This is a genomic window from Streptomyces sp. NBC_01451 (assembly GCF_036227485.1).
GTDB lineage: Bacteria > Actinomycetota > Actinomycetes > Streptomycetales > Streptomycetaceae > Streptomyces.
In genome coordinates, this window is the sequence record NZ_CP109479.1 from 1,558,620 (window position 1) to 1,574,843 (window position 16,224).

The 16,224-nt window shown below is 70.5% G+C and carries 11 protein-coding genes; 7 read left to right on the forward strand and 4 right to left on the reverse strand.

Features of this window, described 5'->3' with window-relative positions; translation table 11 throughout:
- Positions 1 to 182: 182 nt before the first annotated feature.
- From OG595_RS06775 to OG595_RS06785, 3 genes are all read right to left on the reverse strand, one after another.
- Positions 183 to 2,660 (reverse strand): ATP-binding SpoIIE family protein phosphatase, encoded by a 2,478-nt coding sequence (locus tag OG595_RS06775; RefSeq protein WP_329268929.1) that lies wholly within the window; start codon positions 2,658 to 2,660, stop codon positions 183 to 185.
- A 142-nt stretch (positions 2,661 to 2,802) separates the two neighbouring features.
- Positions 2,803 to 5,226: an MFS transporter gene (locus tag OG595_RS06780; protein ID WP_329268931.1), complete on the reverse strand. Its 2,424-nt coding sequence runs from the start codon at positions 5,224 to 5,226 to the stop codon at positions 2,803 to 2,805.
- 162 nt (positions 5,227 to 5,388) lie between these two features.
- The gene (locus OG595_RS06785) at positions 5,389 to 5,832 is read right to left on the reverse strand and encodes an SRPBCC family protein (RefSeq protein ID WP_327698665.1); all 444 of its coding nucleotides are present in this window, start codon (positions 5,830 to 5,832) and stop codon (positions 5,389 to 5,391) included.
- Between the two features lie 194 nt (positions 5,833 to 6,026).
- Here OG595_RS06785 and OG595_RS06790 point away from each other — a divergent pair, with 194 nt between their 5' ends.
- Both OG595_RS06790 and OG595_RS06795 read left to right on the forward strand, forming a co-directional pair.
- Positions 6,027 to 7,079, forward strand: coding sequence for an Rv2578c family radical SAM protein (locus OG595_RS06790; protein ID WP_329268935.1), 1,053 nt, complete (start codon positions 6,027 to 6,029; stop codon positions 7,077 to 7,079).
- 12 nt (positions 7,080 to 7,091) lie between these two features.
- Complete coding sequence (locus OG595_RS06795) at positions 7,092 to 7,619, forward strand: GNAT family N-acetyltransferase (protein WP_329268937.1); 528 nt, start codon at positions 7,092 to 7,094, stop codon at positions 7,617 to 7,619.
- A 13-nt stretch (positions 7,620 to 7,632) separates the two neighbouring features.
- On the opposite strand, the gene OG595_RS06800 is transcribed toward OG595_RS06795, so the two are convergent.
- Positions 7,633 to 8,214, reverse strand: a complete 582-nt coding sequence (locus OG595_RS06800; RefSeq protein ID WP_329268939.1) for an adenylosuccinate lyase — start codon at positions 8,212 to 8,214, stop codon at positions 7,633 to 7,635.
- A 405-nt stretch (positions 8,215 to 8,619) separates the two neighbouring features.
- On the opposite strand from OG595_RS06800, the gene OG595_RS06805 reads away from it, so the two are divergent.
- The 5 genes from OG595_RS06805 to OG595_RS06825 all read left to right on the forward strand — a co-directional run bounded on the left by OG595_RS06805 (position 8,620) and on the right by OG595_RS06825 (position 16,221).
- Positions 8,620 to 10,425: a 3-hydroxyacyl-CoA dehydrogenase family protein gene (locus OG595_RS06805; RefSeq protein ID WP_329268941.1), complete on the forward strand. Its 1,806-nt coding sequence runs from the start codon at positions 8,620 to 8,622 to the stop codon at positions 10,423 to 10,425.
- 172 nt (positions 10,426 to 10,597) lie between these two features.
- Positions 10,598 to 11,410, forward strand: coding sequence for a TetR/AcrR family transcriptional regulator (locus tag OG595_RS06810; RefSeq protein ID WP_329268943.1), 813 nt, complete (start codon positions 10,598 to 10,600; stop codon positions 11,408 to 11,410).
- Positions 11,411 to 11,863: 453 nt separating this feature from the next.
- Positions 11,864 to 13,207, forward strand: coding sequence for a crotonyl-CoA carboxylase/reductase (gene ccrA / locus OG595_RS06815; protein WP_329268945.1), 1,344 nt, complete (start codon positions 11,864 to 11,866; stop codon positions 13,205 to 13,207).
- 15 nt (positions 13,208 to 13,222) lie between these two features.
- Positions 13,223 to 15,259: a protein meaA gene (locus tag OG595_RS06820; protein ID WP_329268947.1), complete on the forward strand. Its 2,037-nt coding sequence runs from the start codon at positions 13,223 to 13,225 to the stop codon at positions 15,257 to 15,259.
- Positions 15,256 to 16,221 carry an HpcH/HpaI aldolase/citrate lyase family protein gene (locus tag OG595_RS06825; protein ID WP_329268949.1) on the forward strand — a complete coding sequence of 322 codons (966 nt, stop codon included), beginning with the start codon at positions 15,256 to 15,258 and terminating at the stop codon, positions 16,219 to 16,221. Before OG595_RS06820 ends, OG595_RS06825 begins: the two co-directional genes overlap by 4 nt.
- Positions 16,222 to 16,224 lie beyond the last annotated feature (3 nt).

Below are 16,224 nucleotides of genomic sequence, written 5' to 3' on the forward strand. Positions count from 1 at the left end.
CGGCTGCCCGTCCGAGGTGACGGGCCAGTTCGGTCTACCGTGCCCCGGTTACGCCCACAAGCGCACCGCGCATACCTTCACGGCTCGTTCGAGAGGTGTACGCCGGTGTGCGCCTCACACGCCTCCCCGGCCCCGCGGCAACGTCAATCCAAGCACAGGACACCGACATCGACTGCGGGACGTCAGCGTCGGCGTGGCAAGGTGAGTTCGAACCACACGGTCTTGCCCGCCCCGGTACGGCTCGCCCCCCACTCCCGGGCCAGCGTGCTCACCACGCGCAGCCCGCGGCCGGCCTCGGCCGTGGGCTCGGCGCTGAGCAGTGTGGGCAGGGTGTGGTCGTCGTCGTCCACCTCGCACAGCAGGGTCTCGCCGCGCACGAGACGAAGCACGACGGGACGCGCGTGCGAGTGCCGTACGGCGTTGGTGACGAGTTCGCCGACCAGCAGTTCGGAGACGTCCACCAGCCGCGCCAGGCCCCAGTCGTGGAGCTGTTCGCGGACCACGGCACGGGCCCGGCGGACCTCGGCCGGGTCGAGGGCGAGCCGCCATTCGGCGACGTCGTCCGGTTCGATGCCGTTGAGTCTGGCCATCAGCAGCGCCACGTCGTCCTTGCGGCCTCCGCGTACGTTCAGGGCGCGGATGATCGTGTCGCAGGCGTCGTCCATGGAGGCGGCCGGGTGGGCGGCGGACTCGCAGAGCGTCGCCAGGCCCACGCCGATGTCCTCCCCGCGTACCTCGACGAGGCCGTCGGTGCACATCACGAGCCGGTCGCCGGGCTCCACGCGCACGCGTACCGCCTCGAAGGGCACCCCGCCGACGCCGATGGGCGCACCGGTGGGCAGGTCGAGCAGCTCGCTCCGGCCGTCCACCGCGCGGACCAGCACGGGCGGTATATGGCCCGCGTTGGCGAGGTGCAGCTCACCGGCGATCGGGTCGTAGACGGCGTAGAGGCAGGTCGCGAGGTAGTTGTCGCCGAGGCGCTGGGCGAGGTCGTCGAGGTTGCGCAGGAGCTGGGCGGGCGGCAGGTCGAGGGCGGCCATGGTCTGGACGGCCGTACGCAACTGGCCCATCATCGCTGCCGAGTTGAGGCCGTGTCCCATCACGTCGCCGACGACGAGGGCGGTACGGGCGCCCGGCAGTTTCACGGAGTCGAACCAGTCGCCGCCGACGCGGCCCAGCAGTGTGCCGGGCAGATAGCGGGTGGCGATGTCGCAGCCCGCCATGCGTGCGGGGATCTGCGGCAGCATGCTGTCCTGGAGGGTCTCGGCGACGCTCTCCTGGTAGGTGTACATGCGCGCGTTGTCGAGCACGAGGCCCGCGCGGGCGGCGAGTTCGGCGCCGGTGACGCGGTCCATGTCGTTGAACTCGACGCGCTCGGGGTGGCGCAGCAGGATCATGAAGCCGAGGACGACGTTGCGGGCCTTCAGCGGGACGACCAGCATGGAGCGGCCGGTGATCAGCGGCCGGATGTCACGCTTCTCGAACTGCGAGGCGATCATGTGCCCCATCTGTTCGCTGATGCGCGGCACGAGGACGGGCTGACCGCTGGTCATGCACTGGAAGAACGGGGTGTGCGCCGGGAACGGCATGGCCTCGCCGACCGGTACGACGTCGTCCCAGCGGCCCGGTTCGTCGGTGTGCTCCAGGGCGACGCGGTGCCACATCGTCGTCGTGTCCGGCACTCCGTCGGAGAAACCCTCACCCGCGACGACCTGTTCACGCAGATAGGTGCCCGCCACGTCCGTGAAGCGGGGGACGACGGCCCTGCTGACCTCGATGATCGTGCGGGACAGGTCGAGCGAGGTGCCGATGCGCCCGCTGACGTCGTTGAGGAACTCCAGCCGCTCGCGCACCGCCGCGTGTTCGAGGTCCTCGACGTCGTCCTGGAGGTCCTCGGGCAGGGGCTCGCCTGCCTGGACCGCGCGGGCCGCCCGCTCCCGGCGGGCCTTGCGCTCGGCGCGCCGGGGCACGCCCCAGTCGGGGGTGACCGGGACCAGGTCGTTCTGGCTGAACTCCAGTACGGGATAGCCCAGTTCGAGGATCTGGGAGACGATGCGGGCGCTTTCCCCGACACTCATGCTGGGCAGGATCTCGGGGAGCCTGCGGGCCAGTTCGTCGGCGCCGGGGAAGTTGGTGTGCAGGGCGAATCCGGGCGCGATGCGCTCGACAGCGACCTCGTCGTCCTCCTGGCGCAGGACGTCGGTGTCGGCGGCGAGCACGAGGAGTCGCTCGTGGCCCGGGCCCACCAGGGGGTAGGCCCACCAGAGCACGTCGACGCGTTCGCCGTCCCGGCCGGGCACCGTGAGACGGGCGCGGCCCGCGGCCGGGTAGGACAGCCGGCCGTCGAGGGAGGACTCCAGGTCGGGTCCGAGTCCGTCGTAGGCCGCGTACGGCCCGTAGGGCGTCGAGTCATCGTCGTCGGTACCGGTGTCGGGGAGGGCACCGGAGACGGGCAGGAGGTCGACGGCGGGCCGGCCGAGGGCTTCCTCCCGGGAGGCGCCGAACAGGCGTCGCGCGCCCCGGCTCCAGTGCGAGACCAGGCCTTCACGGTCGACCACGACCACGGCCAGCGGGATACGGCCGGCCGCGGCGTGCTCCGCCGGCGCGCTCTCCTCAGCCCCGCGGGCGGGAGGTGCGCCCGGCTCGGTGCCACGGTCCATGGCGCAGGCCCCTTCTTCCCACGGCTCCGCAAGATCTGTGCCGTCCTCACCACCGTACGGCGCCGGTCGGTCGCGATGTGTGGCAATCCGGTAATTGGTCCTGGCCGGTCCGCTCCGGCGCACGGTCGCGCGCCCCGCCCGCTCAGTCCCCGTGCCCGAGCCGGAGGTCGCGTTCCGTACGGTCGCCGCCGGCCACCTGGAGGACGGTGGCGACCGGCGGGTAACCGGAGGCGATGACCGTGTACTCGCCGGAGGACAGGTCCAGGAAGCCGAACGTCCCGTCGGCCGGGGTGGTGAGCGTGTCCACGACGTTGCCGGCCATGTCGAGCAGGGTCACCCGCGCGTCCTCGACGGGCCGTCCGCCGCCGGCCCGCACGGTGCCCTTCAGGACGGCGCCGCCCGCGAGTCGGACGTCCTGAAGGGTCTCCCGGGACGCCCGCACGGTGACGGGGAGGGCGGCGGGGCTGAAGGCGGGAGCACTGGCGGCGAGGGTGTACTCGCCGGCCACCAGCTCGGTGATGACGTACCGGCCCTCGTAGCCGCTGCGGGTGGTGGCGACGACCTCGCCGTGTCCGTCGGTGAGCGTGACGGTGGCGTCCGGGACCGCGGTGCCGTCCGCGGTCAGCACCCGGCCCGCCAGGCGCCCCGCGCCGCCGAGGACGAGGTCCAGTTCGACGGGCCGCTCGCCGACGGTCACGGTGACCGCCTGCGGCTGGTGGCCGCCCGCTGCGGCGATCAGGACGTACGCGCCCGGGCCCGGCGTGGACAGCGCGTACCGCCCGTCCTCGGCACTCGCGCCGCGCCCGATCTGCGCACCCGTGACATCGATGAGGGTGAGCGCCGCGCGGGGTACGACGGTCCCGTCCGGGTGCTGGACGGTGCCGCACACCGGGATTCCGGCGTCGTGCGGCGGGCGCGACGCGACGGAGGTCTCCCCGCCCGAAGGGTGGGGGAAGGCCACCGGGACCGCCAGGGTGGCCGTGGTGCCCGTGGAGTCGGGGGCGGCGGGAGCCGTGTGGTGGGACACCAGCGGTTTCTCCTTGAGGAAGAAGGCGATGAGCAGACCGACGACCAGCACCGGCACGAGGTACAGGAAGACGCGCGGCATGGCGTCGGCGTACGCCCTGATGTAGCTGTCGCGCAGCTCCGGGGGAAGCGCGTGGACGAGCTGCGGGGTGATCGAGTCGGGTTCGGGGAGACGGGCTCCCGCGCGCGTGGGGAGGCTCTTCCGCAGGGACTCGGCGAGCCGGTTTGCGAAGAGGGTGCCGAAGACCGCGGCGCCGACGCTGCCGCCGATCTGCCGGAAGTAGTTGTTGGCGCTGGTCGCGGTGCCGAGGTCGGCGGGGCGCACGGAGTTCTGCACGGCGAGGACCAGGACCGGCATCACCATGCCGATGCCGGCGCCGAGGAGGGCCATCCAGAGGCTGTAGTGCAGCCGGGGCGTGTCCGCTTCGAGGCGGGACAGCAGCCACATGCCGAGCACGGCCAGGGCGCTGCCCAGGACCGGCCAGATCTTGTAGCGGCCGGTGTGGCTGATGAGCTGCCCGGAGACGATCGACGCGCCGACGATGCCGGCCATCATGGGCAGCATCAGCAGACCGGACTCGGTGGCGCTGGCGCCGTCGACCATCTGGAGGAAGGTCGGCAGATAGCTGGCGGCCCCGAACAGCGCCACGCCGATCACCAGGCCCACCAGGCCGGTGACGTTGAAGACGGAGTCCCTGAACAGCCGCAGCGGGATGAGGGGTTCGGGCGCGAAGTGCTCGGCGACGACGAAGAGCACGGCCGCCACGACCGCTCCGGCGCCGAGGCCGAGGATCTCGCGCGAGCGCCACGCGTACTCGGTGCCGCCCCAACTGGTCAGCAGGACCAGGCAGGTCGAGGCCGTGGCGAGCAGCAGCGCCCCGAGGACGTCGAGGCGGGCCTTGGCCGTGGGCTTCGGCAGTTTCAGTACGACGGTGACGACGGCCAGCGTCAGCAGGCCGAACGGCACGTTGAACCAGAAGCACCACCGCCAGGAGAGGTGGTCGGTGAAGTAGCCGCCCAGCAGGGGGCCGGCGACCGAGGCGAGGCCGAACGCGGCGCCGATCAGGCCCATGAAGCGCCCACGTTCGCGCGGCGGCACGATGTCCGCGATGATCGCCTGGACACCGATCATCAACCCGCCCGCGCCGACGCCCTGGAGGGCGCGGAAGGCGATGAGCTGGTCCATGGTCCGCGCCCGGCCGGCCAGCGCCGAGCCGATGACGAAGACGACGATCGCGAACTGGAACACGCCCTTGCGGCCGAGCAGATCGCCGAGCTTGCCGTAGACCGGCAGTCCGACGGTGGCGGTGAGCAGGTACGCGGTGATCGCCCAGGACATCCTGTCCAGGCCGTGCAGCTCGCCGACGATCTTCGGGAGCGCGGTGGCGACGATCATCTGCTCCAGGGCTGCGAGCAGCAGCGCGAGCATGAGCCCGAAGAACACCAACCGGACCTGGCGCGGGCCGAGTTGCACAGGTCCGGGCGGGGGTGGCGCGAGCGCGGTCGCCGGTTCGTCCTGCACCAGAGTGATCCCGCCCACGTACCGCTCCCCTCGTCGCACCTACCGACAATTCCCGCTTTGGGCGACAACTGCGAGCAAGCGCGACGAGTTACGGCGTACCGGTACATGGGACGGAGATCCACTCGAACCGGTGAGGTGCGGGGGCGGGAGCCAACGCCCCTGAAGGGGTTGCCCCTTGGGCTACTTCTCCACCTCGGCGGCGAGCTTGTCGAGGAGGCCGTCGTAGATGCGGGCGAGACCCTTGGGGGCGAAGGTCCGCTCGAAGAAGCCGCCGATGCCGCCGGCGCCGTCCCAGACGCTGGTGACGACGACCCGCGACTTCCCCTCGCCGGCCGGGGTGACGCGCCAGGTGGTGACCATCGAGGAGTTGCGGTCCTTCTCCACGAGTTCACCGTCGGTGGGCTCGCTGACCTCCAGCAGACAGTCCCGGACGCGCTTCTTGGTGGCCTGGAGCTTCCAGTGGACGAGGGTGCCCTCGCCGTCGCCGCCCTCGCGCACCTCGTACTCGCTGAACTGCTCCGGCATCACCTTCGCGCGCGTGCCGCTGTATTCGGCGAGGGCGTCGAACACCGTCTCCGCGTCCGCCGCGACGATGCGCTCCGTGGTGGCCTCGACCTGCGCCATTGCGTTCCTCCAGCAGCTGGTTCTTCGGGGGTTCGCGCTCACCCAACCACCCCGCCGCCCGGCCGCCCAAATCGGGGTCCCGCAAGGGGTCCGGCGGGGGCACCGCCCAGGAGCTTCACAACACTCGAACATACGATCGCACGATCAAGGGAACATGTGTTCTATTCTGTGGCCAGTGCTACCGAGGAGGTGTCATGCGCTGGGAGAACCTCACAGTGGAGCCCGGCTCCGGCCCGGCCGACGCCGCGTTGTTCGGCGCGGACGCGGTGACCACCCGTACCTTCGACTCCCCCGAGTTCCGCGGGATCACCTTCCACGAGATCCGGGCCCGTTCGATCATCAACCGGGTCCCCGGGGCCTCTCGCATGCCGTTCGAATGGACGGTGAACCCCTATCGGGGCTGCACGCACGCCTGCGTGTACTGCTTCGCGCGCAGGACGCACAGCTATCTGGACCTCGACACCGGTCTCGGCTTCGACTCCCAGATCGTCGTCAAGGTGAACGCCCCGGAGCTGCTGCGCCGCCAGCTCGGCTCGCGCCACTGGCTCGGCGAGCACATCGCGATGGGCACCAACGTCGACTGCTACCAGCGCGCGGAGGGCCGCTACCGGCTGATGCCGGGCATCCTCACCGCCCTGCGCGACCACGCGAACCCCTTCTCGATCCTGACGAAGGGCACCCTGATCCTGCGCGACCTCGACCTGCTGGTGCAGGCCTCCCAGGTCACGGATGTCGGCATCTCGGTCTCCGTCGGCTTCACCGACCCCGACCTGTGGCGCACGGTCGAGCCGGGGACCCCCGCTCCGGAACGGCGCCTGGACGTCGTACGGGCACTGGGCGAGCACGGCATCGGCTGCGGGGTGCTGATGGCGCCCGTGCTCCCGTTCCTCAGCGACCACCCGGCCCAACTGCGGGCGACCGTGCGGGCGATCGCCGCCTCCGGGGCCGCCTCCGTGACCCCGCTGGTGCTGCATCTGCGTCCCGGGGCCCGCGAGTGGTACATGGCCTGGCTCGGGCAGCACCACCCGCATCTGGTGCGCCGGTACGAGCGGTTGTACGCGGAGGGCGCCTACGCCCCCAAGTGGTACCAGCGCCGGATCACCCGCCAGGTCCACGAGCTGGCCCAGGAGTACGGGATGGGTCCCACGCGCGCGGGGATGCCGCGCAGGATTCCGGCACCCGTAGGGACGGACTCCGCCGAGCCCGCCACCGGGGCACCCGGGCCGGTCCAGCTGACCCTGCTCTGAAAGGGTGCCCCCATGAACGACCCGATCCTCGTGCGCGAGATGGCCCTCGACGACTGCGACCGCGTGTCCGAGATACGTATCCGGGGCTGGCAGCACGCCTACAAGGGCCTGATGCCGCAGCCGTATCTCGACGCCCTCAGCGTGACGGAGGACGCCGAGCGCCGGCGGACGTTCTTCGTGCGGGCCGGGTCGGAGGTCGTCAACCTGGTCGCGGAGCAGGCCGGGGAAGTCGTCGGCTGGGCCTGTCACGGGCCCTACCGGGACGGCGAGATCCGCACCGACGACGCCGAGTTGTACGCGATCTACGTGGACGCCGGGCGGTTCGGCGCCGGAGTCGGACAGTCGCTGCTGCGGGAGGCGGTACGCCGGTGCGCCGATGCCCAGCACCGGCGCATGCTCCTGTGGGTCCTCCGGGACAACGACCGCGCCCGGCACTTCTACGAGCGGGCGGGGTTCACCGCCGACGGCGCCGAGGAGCCCTTCGACGTGGACGGGGTCGCCGTACCGGAGGTGCGGTACGTGCGGGAACTGCTCGGCTGACAGCTCCCCGGGGTCACCTCTGCCTCGGGATGCGCGCCAGCGCGTGCACCGCGGCCTCGGCGAGCGCCGGGTGCGCGAGCGCCTCGTTCAGGACCGGTGCCGCCCGCCGGTCCCCCAGCGTGCCCAGCGCCTCGACACAGGCGAGCGCCACCCGTCGGTGCGGGTCGTGCGGTTTCAGGCGGCGGGCCAGTGTGGTGATCAGCGCGGGCACGGACTCGGGGGCGCGCAGCTGGGCCAGCAGCCGGACCGGGTGGAGGGCGTAGGCGACGCGCAGTTCGTTGGTGGCGAGGGCCGCTGCCGCCCGGGCCGTGCGCGGATCGCCGAGGCGGGCCAGGGCGTACGCGGCGGAGGAGCAGCGCTGCGGGTCACGGTGGTTGAGGAGGAGGACCAGTGCCTCGAAGGCCCGCCGGTCCCCGGCGAGCCCCAGGCGGAAGGCGGCCAACTCCCTGGCCCACAGCGGCTGCCCGGGTGCGGTGAGGACATCGGCCAGCTCGTCGAGGTCGCCGGTCGCCACCAGGTTCTCGTACGCCCCCGAGCTCGCCGCTCCGGCCTCGGACCGTAAACGCTCCGTGAGTGATCGCAACTCTTCGTCCATGATGCCGAGATTAGGTGCGGGAGCGAGGCCGCGTGGGCAGGATCCCGGGACGCACATCACAAGACCGGGGGCTGGCGCGCTCGTTACCCACCGGTTAAGCTCAGACGAGCGAGTTACCCACTCGCTTGCAATGCTTGCTGACGACGGCCTGGTGACGCAGCCGTCGTGAGTGCGACACGGCTTGGGACAGGGCCGGTCGGACATCACCGTTCTCCGGGCGTGTGCACGCCCGCGACCACGGCACCGGGCGTGTGCGCTTCGCAGCCCGGCATCACCCGCACTCCGCGTTCAGTACTCCTCTTCTCGCACCCGGTGCGCCGTTCACAGGGCTTCCCTGTCCGCAGGGCTTCCTCCGGCGCACCCGGGCGCGCTCCCAGTCGTCACCCTCATTCCTGGAGTCCCGCGATGGCCACTCCCCTGTCCCACACCTCTCCGTCCCCGCTCGGGACCGTCGCCGTGGTCGGCCTCGGCACGATGGGCACCGGCATCACCGAGGTCCTCACCCGCGCCGGCCGCGAGGTCGTCGGCATCGACATCAGCGAGGCCACGGCCGCGAAGGCCGTCGCCGCCCTGGAGGCCTCCACCGCCCGTGCCGTGGTGCGCGGCCGGCTCACCGAACAGGAGCGCGCGGACGTCCTCGCCCGCTTCCGCACCTCCACCGACCTGCGCGAGGCGGCCGACGCCGACCTGGTCATCGAGGTGGCGCCGGAGTCGTACGAGGTCAAGCACCAGATCTTCCGCGCCCTCGACGACATCGTGCGCCCGGAGACGATCCTCGCGACCGGCACCAACGCCCTCTCCGTCACCCGCCTCGCCGCCGACTCGGCGCGTCCCGAACGTGTGCTGGGCCTGCACTTCTTCAACCCGGCTCCGGCGATGAAGCTGGTCGAGGTGGTCTCGTCGGTGCTGACCGCGCCGCAGGCCGTCGCCGCGGTCACCGATCTGGCGATCGAGCTCGGCAAGGAGCCCGTCGCGGTCGGCGACCGCCCCGGATTCGTCGCCGACGGACTCCTGTTCGGCTACCTCAACCAGGCCGCCGCGATGTACGAGGCGAAGTACGCCTCCCGTGAGGACATCGACGCCGCGATGCGGCTGGGCTGCGGTCTGCCCATGGGGCCGCTCGCCCTGCTCGACCTGATCGGCATCGACACGGCCCGTACGGTCCTGGAGGCCATGTACTCCGAGTCCCACGACCGGCTGCACGCCCCGGCGCCCGTCCTCAAGCAGCTCAGCGAGGCCGGTCTGACCGGCAGGAAGACGGGGCGCGGCTTCTACTCCTACGAGGCGCCCGGCAGTGCGACGGTCGTGGCGGACGCGCTGACGCCGCTGTCCACCGCCCCGGAGACCCCCGGCCGCACCGTCCGTTCCGTGGGTGTCGCCGGTTCCGGCACGATGGCCTCCGGGATCGCCGAGGTCTTCGCGAAGGCCGGATACGACGTGGTCCTCGCCGCCCGCAGCGAGGAGAAGGCCCAGACCGCCAAGGCCAGGATCGGCAAGTCGCTGGCCCGCTCCGTCGACAAGGGCCGCCTGACCGCCGAGGCCGCCGCGCAGACCCTCGACCGGATCACCGCGGCGGGCTCGTACGACGCCTTCGCGGACGTCGATCTGGCGGTCGAGGCCGTCGCCGAGGACCTGGAGGTCAAGCAGCAGCTGTTCGCGACGCTGGACAAGGTCTGCAAGCCGGGCGCGGTGCTGGCCACCACCACCTCCTCGCTGCCCGTCATCGCGTGCGCCCGTGCCACCTCGCGTCCCCAGGACGTGATCGGCATGCACTTCTTCAACCCGGCGCCGGCGATGAAGCTGGTCGAGGTCGTCCGCACGGTGCTGACGGCCGACGACGTCCACTCGACGGTCCGCGAGGTGTGTGTCCGGATCAAGAAGCATGCCGTCGACTGCGGCGACCGGGCCGGATTCATCGTCAACGCGTTGCTTTTCCCGTATCTCAACAACGCGATCAAGATGGTGCAGGAGCACTATGCGTCTCTTGACGACATCGACGCGGCGATGAAGCTGGGCGGCGGCTACCCGATGGGCCCGTTCGAACTGCTGGACGTGGTCGGGCTGGACGTCTCCCTGGCCATCGAGAAGGTCCTGCACCGCGAGTTCCGTGACCCGGGTCTGGCCCCCGCGCCGCTCCTGGAGCATCTGGTGGCCGCGGGCTGCCTCGGCCGCAAGACGGGCCGCGGCTTCCGCGAATATGCCCGCCGCTGACGGGGCCGGCGACTGGTCCGGGCCCGGCTTCGGACAGGGGTTCGGGCGCGTTCCCCGGCACGACGAGGACTGGGGCGGACTTCTCGACCCGGCCTCCCCGCCCCCGCCCGCCCAGGGCGGGGGTGATCCCGGACGCGCGCGCCACCCTGCGCAGATGCAGTACGTTCGGGTCATGTCCCAGCCCGCCAAGTCCTCCCGTACCCCAGCCACGCCCGACGCGCCGGAGAGTGCCGCGGGCGGCCGCGCGGCCGCCCAGCGGCTCAAGATGCGCCGAGAACTGGCGGCGGCGGCGATGGAGCTGTTCTCCACCAAGGGCTACGAAGGCACCACCGTCGACGAGATCGCGGCCCGGGCCGGCGTGGCCCGCCGCACCTTCTTCCGGCACTTCCGCTCCAAGGAAGAGGCGATCTTCCCGGACCACGACGACACCTTGATCCGGGCCGAGGCGGTGCTCAACGCGGCTCCGGCGCACGAGCATCCCCTCGACACCGTGTGCCGCGGCATCAAGGAAGTCATGAAGATGTACGCGGCCCGGCCGGAGATCTCGGTCGCCCGCTACAAGCTGACGCGCGAGGTGCCCACCCTGCGGGAGGCGGAGATCGCGTCGGTCGCCCGCTACGAGCGTCTCTTCACCCGCTACCTCCTGGGCCACTTCGACGAGCACGCGCACGACGACGACGCGAACGACGATCCGCTGCTGGCCGAGGTCGCCGCGTCGGCCGTGGTCACCGCCCACAACCACGTCCTGCGGCGCTGGCTGCGGGCGGGTGGCCAGGGCGACGTCGAGACCCAGCTCGACCACGCCTTCGGGATCGTGCGGAAGACCTTCGGCACGGGCATCGGGGCAGGTCGCGACACCGCCGCCCGGGCCGTTCCGGCCTCGGTGGCCTCGCAGGGAGAGGTGCTGGTCGCCGTGGCGCGGACCGACGCACCGCTCGACGAGGTGATGCGCACCATCGAGCAGGCGCTGAAGGAACGGCCGTAGAGCGGAAGAGCTTTCGGAAGAGGCGGGTCGCGGATACTGCGGCCCGCCTCTTCTCTGTCCCTCGCCCGGGACCCGCGGGATCTACTCCCCAGTAGCCTTTGATCGATCATCGCTCATTTGTTACGTAAAGATTTCATCTGAGGCCATTTTCTGGCACTCAGTGCCTTGTCACCTGACACGCGGTGTCATACCTTGAAGGTGTCCGGGCGGCCGGCGTGCAGAGACCATTCGTACGTCGGCTGTCCCCGCAAACCTCCCCCAGTGCCTCAAGGGCCTGGGGGGACCCCCAGTCTGCGCGCCCGGACGCCTGCGTCACAGGCAACCTCCCGCGCCACCACGCGCTGCCGAAGCACCACCCGCCGAACCGACGGCACGTCTCACACCCAACCCTCAGCAGCACCGACGTAACCCTCAACGTCTTCCCTCAAGACGCCATTCGCCGGAGGCAACACCGTGACCGTGAAGGACATCCTGGACGCGATCCAGTCGCCGGACTCGACTCCGGCCGACATCGCCGCTCTGCCGCTCCCCGAGTCGTACCGTGCCATCACCGTGCACAAGGACGAGACGGACATGTTCGCGGGCCTCGAAACCCGCGACAAGGACCCCCGCAAGTCGATCCACCTGGACGACGTCCCGGTGCCGGAACTCGGCCCGGGCGAGGCCCTGGTGGCCGTCATGGCCTCCTCGGTCAACTACAACTCGGTCTGGACGTCGATCTTCGAGCCGCTGTCGACCTTCGGCTTCCTGGAGCGCTACGGAAAGCTCAGCGAGCTCACCAAGCGCCACGACCTGCCGTACCACATCATCGGCTCCGACCTCGCGGGCGTCGTCCTGCGCACCGGCCCGGGCGTCAACGCCTGGAAGCCCGGCGACGAGGTCGTCGCGCACTGCCTGTCGGTGGAGCTGGAGTCGTCGGACGGGCACAACGACACGATGCTCGACCCCGAGCAGCGCATCTGGGGCTTCGAGACGAACTTCGGCGGGCTGGCGGAGATAGCCCTTGTCAAGTCCAACCAGCTGATGCCCAAGCCGGACCACCTGAGCTGGGAGGAGGCCGCCGCACCCGGGCTGGTCAACTCCACCGCGTACCGCCAGCTGGTGTCGCGCAACGGCGCCGGGATGAAGCAGGGCGACAACGTCCTGATCTGGGGCGCGAGCGGCGGCCTGGGCTCGTACGCCACGCAGTTCGCGCTGGCCGGCGGCGCCAACCCCATCTGTGTCGTCTCCAGCGAGCAGAAGGCGGACATCTGCCGGGCGATGGGCGCCGACGCGATCATCGACCGCAACGCCGAGGACTACAGGTTCTGGGCGGACGAACACCACCAGGACCCGCGTGAGTGGAAGCGGTTCGGCAAGCGCATCCGCGAGCTGACCGGCGGCGAGGACGTCGACATCGTCTTCGAGCACCCCGGCCGCGAGACCTTCGGCGCGTCCGTCTACGTCACCCGCAAGGGCGGCACGATCGTCACCTGCGCCTCCACCTCGGGCTACAACCACGAGTACGACAACCGCTACCTGTGGATGTCCCTCAAGCGGATCATCGGCTCGCACTTCGCCAACTACCGCGAGGCCTGGGAGGCCAACCGGCTGGTCGCCAAGGGCAAGATCCACCCGACGCTCTCCAAGGTGTACGCCCTGGAGGAGACCGGGCAGGCCGCCTACGACGTCCACCGCAACCTCCACCAGGGCAAGGTCGGCGTCCTGTGCCTGGCCCCCGAGGAGGGTCTCGGTGTGCGCGACCAGGAGAAGCGCGCCCAGCACATCGACGCCATCAACCGCTTCCGGAACATCTGAGACCGGAGGTCACTGATGAGTGAGCGTCAGCGAAAGGAAAGGGACCGGCCGTGGCTCATGCGCACGTACGCCGGTCACTCCACGGCCGAGGCGTCCAACGAGCTGTACCGGCGCAACCTCGCCAAGGGCCAGACAGGTCTGTCGGTGGCCTTCGACCTGCCGACCCAGACCGGGTACGACCCCGACCACATCCTCGCCCGCGGCGAGGTCGGCCGGGTCGGCGTCCCCGTCTCGCACCTCGGTGACATGCGCCGGCTGTTCCAGGACATCCCCCTGGACCAGATGAACACCTCGATGACGATCAACGCCACCGCCATGTGGCTGCTGGCGCTCTACCAGGTCGTCGCCGAGGAGCAGGGTGTCGACATCACCACGCTCCAGGGGACGACGCAGAACGACATCGTCAAGGAGTACCTGTCGAGGGGCACGCACGTGTTCCCGCCGGGACCCTCGCTCCGGCTGACGACCGACATGATCTGCTACACGGTCAACCACATCCCCAAGTGGAACCCGATCAACATATGCAGCTATCACCTCCAGGAGGCGGGGGCGACCCCGGTCCAGGAGATCGCGTACGCCATGTCGACAGCCGTCGCGGTACTGGACGCCGTACGGGACTCGGGACAGGTGCCCGCCGAGAAGTTCGGTGACGTCGTGGCCCGTATCTCCTTCTTCGTGAACGCGGGCGTCCGGTTCGTCGAGGAGATGTGCAAGCTGCGGGCGTTCGGGCGGATCTGGGACCAGGTCACGCGCGAGCGGTACGGCATCGAGAACCCCAAGCAGCGGCGCTTCCGGTACGGCGTGCAGGTCAACTCCCTCGGACTGACCGAGGCGCAGCCGGAGAACAACGTCCAGCGGATCGTGCTGGAGATGCTGGCGGTGACGCTGTCGAAGGACGCACGCGCGCGTGCCGTCCAGCTCCCGGCGTGGAACGAGGCGCTGGGGCTGCCCCGGCCCTGGGACCAGCAGTGGTCGCTGCGGATGCAGCAGGTGCTCGCCTACGAGAGCGACCTGCTGGAGTACGAGGACATCTTCGCCGGGTCACACGTCGTCGAGGCGAAGGTGGCCGAGCTGGTCGAGGAGTCGCTTGCCGAGATGGGCCGTATCGAGGAGATGGGCGGCGCGATGGCCGCCGTCGAGTCGGGCTACCTGAAGTCGCAGCTCGTCGCCTCGCACGCCGAGCGGCGGGCCCGTATCGAGTCCGGTCAGGAGAAGATCGTGGGCGTCAACATCTTCGAGTCGACCGAGCCGAACCCGCTCACGGCCGACCTCGACGCGGCGATCCAGACGGTCGATCCGGCCGTCGAGGCCCGGGTGACCTCCGCGCTCCAGGGCTGGCGCGACACGCGCTACCAGCCGCCGTTCAACCACCCGCGCCCCTGCAAGGCGCTGGAGCGGCTCAAGGAGGCCGCGAAGGGCACCGGCAACCTCATGGAGGCCACCCTGGAGTGCGCCCGCGCCGGCGTCACGACCGGTGAGTGGGCCGGGGCCCTGCGCGAGGTGTTCGGGGAGTTCCGGGCGCCGACCGGCGTCTCGTCCGCGCCGGTCGCGGTGGCCGCCGCAGAGGGCACCGGGCTGGCGCTGGTCCGCCGCAAGGTGGAGATCACGGCGCAGGAGATGGGCGTCGGCAAGCTCCGGTTCCTGGTCGGCAAGCCGGGTCTGGACGGGCACTCCAACGGTGCCGAGCAGATCGCCGTGCGGGCCCGTGACGCCGGGTTCGAGGTGGTCTACCAGGGCATCCGGCTCACCCCGGAGCAGATCGTGGACGCGGCGATCGCCGAGGACGTGCACGGCGTGGGCCTGTCCATCCTGTCCGGCTCGCACGCCCAGCTGGTGCCGGACGTCCTGGAGCGGCTGCGTGTGGCCGGTGCCACAGACGTACCTGTCATCGCCGGTGGGATCATCCCCCATGGTGACGCCGAAAAGCTCAGGGCTGCGGGCGTGGCCGCGGTCTTCACCCCGAAGGACTTCGACATCACCGGAATCATCGGCCGCATAGTCGACGAGATCCGGAAAGCGAACAAGCTCGACCCCCTGGAGGTCCCCGCATGACCACGCCCGTCAACCGTCTGCGTCCGCGACGCTCCTGTCTCGCGGTCCCCGGGAGCAACCCCCGTTTCCTGGAGAAGGCCCAGGGCCTGCCGGCCGACCAGGTCTTCCTGGACCTGGAGGACGCGTGCGCCCCGCTGGCCAAGCCCGAGGCGCGGCACACCATCGTCAAGTTCCTCAACGAGGGCGACTGGACGGGCAAGACGACGGTCGTGCGCGTCAACGACTGGACGACCGAGTGGACGTACCGCGACGTCGTGACGGTCGTCGAGGGCGCGGGCCCGAATCTCGACTGCATCATGCTGCCGAAGGTGCAGACCGCCCAGCAGGTCGTCGCCCTCGACCTCCTGCTGACGCAGATCGAGAAGACGATGGGCTTCGAGGTCGGCAGGATCGGCATCGAGGCGCAGATCGAGAACGCCCAGGGCCTCAACAACGTCAACGAGATCGCGACGGCCTCCCCGCGCGTCGAGACGATCATCTTCGGCCCGGCCGACTTCATGGCGTCGATCAACATGAAGTCGCTCGTCGTGGGTGAGCAGCCGCCCGGCTACCCGGCGGACGCCTACCACTACATCCTGATGAAGATCCTGATGGCCGCCCGCGCCAACAACCTCCAGGCGATCGACGGCCCCTACCTCCAGATCCGCAACGTCGACGGCTACCGCGAGGTCGCGCAGCGTGCCGCCGCCCTCGGTTTCGACGGCAAGTGGGTGCTGCACCCGGGCCAGGTCGAGGCGTCCAACGAGATCTTCTCCCCCTCGCAGGAGGACTTCGACCACGCCGAGCTGATCCTCGACGCTTACGAGTACTTCACGTCCGAGGCGGGCGGCAAGAAGGGCTCCGCGATGATCGGCGACGAGATGATCGACGAGGCGAGCCGCAAGATGGCCCTGGTCATCTCCGGCAAGGGCCGGGCCGCGGGCATGCAGCGTACGTCCAAGTTCGAAGCCCCGGAGGCCTGAACA